The following is a 4,219-nucleotide window of genomic DNA, read 5'->3' as shown; positions in this document are numbered from 1 at the left end:
GGGGGATGACTCCTGTCGTCACCAAGACACTTCGCGCCCCTATCCGCTTCGCCAACTCGATATCGCGGATGTGATCGCCGATCAAATAGGACCGATCAAGGTTTACCCCCCATTCCTCCACCGCCTGGTCGATCATCCCACGGTTCGGCTTTCGGCACCCGCAACCGTCGTCAGGATGGTGGGGACAGAAATAGATCGAGTCAAGTGACGTGCCAGCAACATCCAGGAGACGCTTAAGTTTCCTGTGCACGGCATCGAGGTCATTGCGCGTCAAAAATCCTCGCGCCACTCCCGACTGGTTGGTGACGACGATCAATCGGGCGCCGGCCCGCTTCAGCCTGGCGAGCGCCTCAGGCACTCCTGGAAACAACTCAAACTGATCGGGGGAGTTGATGTAGCCCGGATCGGGGTTGAGCGTTCCATCTCGATCAAGAAAGATGGTGTAGCCGGAGAGAAGGTTCGTGTGATCCGGCTGGCCTGTTCGGTCCGGCTGATCCGCGCTTCGGGATAGACCCGATACGCCCGCAAGGTGTTGCTCTGCTGCCGGATACACCCGGTCAATGGGAATGCGAGTCATGCAACGATGATCGATCGGGCATTCCCTGAGAAAGCAGGGCGCGCAGTCTACGGCTTCCCGAACGATCGACCGTTCTTGCCCATACGGCGAAGTGGTACGCCAATCCGTGGGGCCGAACACAGCCACGACCGGCACACCGCACGCGGCGGCGATATGCATCGGCCCTGTATCGTTCGTAATCAGTAAGCGGCAACGCTTTACAACCGCCATGAGCTCTCGAATGGTCGTCGCGCCGGATAAGACAATCGATCGCCCGCCGAGCTGCGCCGCAATGGCTTCCCCCAGCAATTCCTCGCCCTTCGCTCCCAGAATGACCACCGCAACATGCGCGCTTTCAGACTGTTCCAATCTTCGCACAAGTCGTTTCGCGACTTCGGCAAATCGGTCGGACAACCACCGTTTAGCGCTGCCGTAGGTCGATCCGGGATTGATACCGATAATGAGGTCCGACGAATCAATACCGGCCGACGCAAGCCGTACGCCCATCATTCGGTCTTCCTCTGCCGAAACGAGCAGCGTGGGAAGAGTGGCTCTGCCGGTCATTCCCAATGGTCTCAACAAGTTCCAATAGTATTCGACTTGATGCACGGGCACAGGGTCGTTGGGAACAGCGACCGGTTCGGTCAGAAACAAAACCCTTCCGTCCGTGGCATACCCATACCGCCGTGGGATGCCGGCGAGCCACGCAAGGAATGCGGCTTCGAACGCGTTCTGAAACAGGACCGCCAAATCGAAGCGATGCCGTCGCAACATGCCGGCGAGCGCCCACTTTCCGGAAATTCCCGCATGAGTCCCCTTGTCATCGTACACCAGAACAGCATGGAGCCTCGGGTGGGCGATGAACAGCTCGGCGATGGCAGGTTTGGCGAGCATCGTCAACTCCGCCTCGGGGAACAGAGACCGCAGCGCACCGACAGCCGGCTCGCACATGACGGCATCGCCGATCCAATTCGGGGCTCGCACCAGAATTTTGCGAGGCAAATCTCTACGCACGAGACCTCACTTGTTGTGTCCGGCCAAGTAACGGCCCATCGATCAATCTGTACAGCCGCTCTTCTCCTCGCACGATTTCCGTCCTTAGACGAAGCATCCACCAGGGATCGCTTGGCATGAGCAAGGGAAGCAGCTTCCCTCCGTCCTTCTCGGTCGTCAGAACGATCTCGCAACCAGCGGCCTGTAGATTGGCGCGAATCTCCTCGATATCGCCGTCGTGGTAGCCGTGATGATCTTCGAAGGCGCTCTCACCCAAGATCTCAACGCCCATGGATTCGGCTGATCGCCGGAATGATCGGCTATTCCCGATGCCGCTGACCAACCAAGCTTTTTTCATTCGGCACCATTCGACCGGTTGCCGAGCATCCGAAGCGATCGACACAATGGACTCGGGTCGAAACACAACTTCAACGGCTTCTTCGGATGAACATGACATCACTCGCAATCGGCTACGAATCGCGTCCACATCCTGACGAGAATCGGCGCGCGTAATCATGACCGCATCGGCTCGACACAGCTCCGTCAAGGGTTCCCGTAGTCTTCCGGCCGGAAGCAGCGCGTCAAGCCCTGCGGCATCGGTAGCATCCAGCAACACAAGATCGACATCACGATGAAGCGACCGATGTTGAAACCCATCATCCAAAACGATGCAGTCGACCGGATGCTGTTCCAAGACCCATTGCCCTAGCGCAACTCGATCGGCTCCCACGGCGACAATCGCCTGTGGGCAACGCTGCGCCATGAGAAACGGCTCGTCCCCTGCTTCCAACGGTCCGATCAAAATTCGGGATCCGTCGGACACGAGAAGACGATGTGCCTTGCTCGTCCGTTTGTACCCCCGGCTCAAGATCGCCACCCTCTGCCCTTTGGCCAACAGCCATTTCGTCAGAAGAATGACGATGGGAGTTTTTCCTGTCCCCCCGACCGTAAGATTGCCTACGCTCACTACCCGACAGGGCAGCCGTGTGGTCGTGAGCCAGCCTTTCCGATAGCACCACAGCCGAGATCGGATGATGAGGCCGTACAATCCAGCAACCCAGCAAAGCCCCTTGCGGACCGGTTGTCCAGGATGCAAGAACGCCATGTCAGGTTTTGGCCATAAGAGGTCCCGGCCCCGTCGCCGCACAAGAGTCGGAATACGAATGATCTGGACGGAGGCACGTTTCAATAAGTTCCAGACTACGGGTGAGCGCGCCTTGATTGTCCAACACAGCCTGTCTTGCAGACTGCCCTACCCGATATCGAATTTCAGGCTGACCCAGCCATTCTTCAAGAGTGGCAACTAGGTCTTCCACTCCCGCCACTCGTCGACCTCCTCCGGCTTCGGATAAGAGTGTTGCGACTTCAGCGCAATGATCCGTATGGGGCCCAAACAGGACGGGGGTGCCCCACACAGCCGGTTCCAACAAATTGTGTCCCCCCACGGGAACCAAGGTCCCGCCGACGAATGCCACGACGGCTTCCCGATACGCGCGAGATAACTCTCCTCGGGTATCCAAAATAATCACGCGTGGGCCTGATTGTTTCTCTCGAATCCGACTCCTCCGCTGGACGACAAATTCTGCTTCTCGAAGCGTCGCTTCGACTCTGTCCGCTCGCTCGATATGGCGAGGCGCCAACATCAATACCGCTGAGGGATGGGTCTTCACGATGCGCCGGTAGGCTGAAACCAGCAGTTCCTCTTCACCGGGATGCGTACTCCCGGCGAGAATCAACTGTTCATGTTCATCGATCCCGACGCTTCGGCGGAACAACTCATCCGATCGAACGCTCGGCAGCGGTTGATCGAACTTGATATTACCGGTCACATGAACCCGCGCCGAATCAGCCCCCAGCGCGACAAGACGATCTCCATCCCTCTGGGATTGCATCAAACAGAGAGTCAGCGTCTGAAGCACCGAGCGATAGAACGAGCGGATCACGGGCAGGTCTTGACGGCGAAACGACCGGGAAGACAACCGCCCGTTCACCAGCACGGAGGGCACATCCTGATCTCGTAATGTCCACAATAAGTTCGGCCATATTTCGGTCTCGACAAACACATAGAGCATCGGACGCAGACGCCGAACCACACCGGCCACGGCCCAGGGAAAATCAAGCGGAGCGTATCGATGTTCGGCGATGCCCCCTAAACGTTGTTCGACCGCCTCACGTCCGGTCTCGGTCACCGTCGTCACGATGTAGCGAAACTCCGGATGGCGCTCGTGCAGTGCCTTCACGAGGGGCGCCGCCGCCACCACTTCACCGAGCGACACCGCGTGCACCCAAATAAGCGGCTGCAACGTTCCACCGCCGTCGGAAGACCGGCGCTGCCGGCCCATCCGCTGGAAAAAACCCGGCCTGCAACGTGGCTTGGCCAAGAGGACGCCCACAATCACAGGGGTCGCGAACAGTAGGCCGATGTTATAAAGCAACTTCCACATGGCAACACCGCTGACCGTCACTCGTCATGCGTAGAATGACCGGACGCATCGCCTCCGAGCTGCGCATGACGGCTAACCAACGACATCTTGTTCCGCTTGATCCGTCAGGCGATTGAGAATCGTCTCAAGCTCCAGGCGAGCCGCCTCGAGTGAAGCTTCATCGGCTTCGCGGGAGATCCAGAGCGGGTTCCCAGAAAGAAAGAGGCCTCTGGAAAACGGGTATGGG

3 protein-coding genes are annotated in these 4,219 nt (G+C 58.5%); all 3 read right to left on the bottom strand.

What is annotated here, in order from left to right; genetic code table 11:
* A partial coding sequence (waaF, locus tag ACOSYY_RS12605; protein WP_421662804.1) for a lipopolysaccharide heptosyltransferase II occupies positions 1 to 1,570 on the bottom strand: 1,570 nt, incomplete at its 3' end.
* On the bottom strand, positions 1,563 to 2,654 hold the full coding sequence (gene lpxK, locus ACOSYY_RS12600) for a tetraacyldisaccharide 4'-kinase (RefSeq protein ID WP_421662803.1): 1,092 nt from the start codon (positions 2,652 to 2,654) through the stop codon (positions 1,563 to 1,565). The genes waaF and lpxK, both read right to left, overlap by 8 nt.
* Position 2,655: 1 nt before the next feature.
* Positions 2,656 to 3,993, bottom strand: a complete 1,338-nt coding sequence (locus ACOSYY_RS12595; protein WP_421662802.1) for a 3-deoxy-D-manno-octulosonic acid transferase — start codon at positions 3,991 to 3,993, stop codon at positions 2,656 to 2,658.
* Positions 3,994 to 4,219 lie beyond the last annotated feature (226 nt).

The sequence above is a fragment of the Nitrospira sp. BLG_2 genome, from assembly GCF_049222245.1.
The sequence above is the reverse complement of the archived record's forward strand: the minus strand, read 5'-3'. Positions and strand labels throughout refer to the sequence as shown.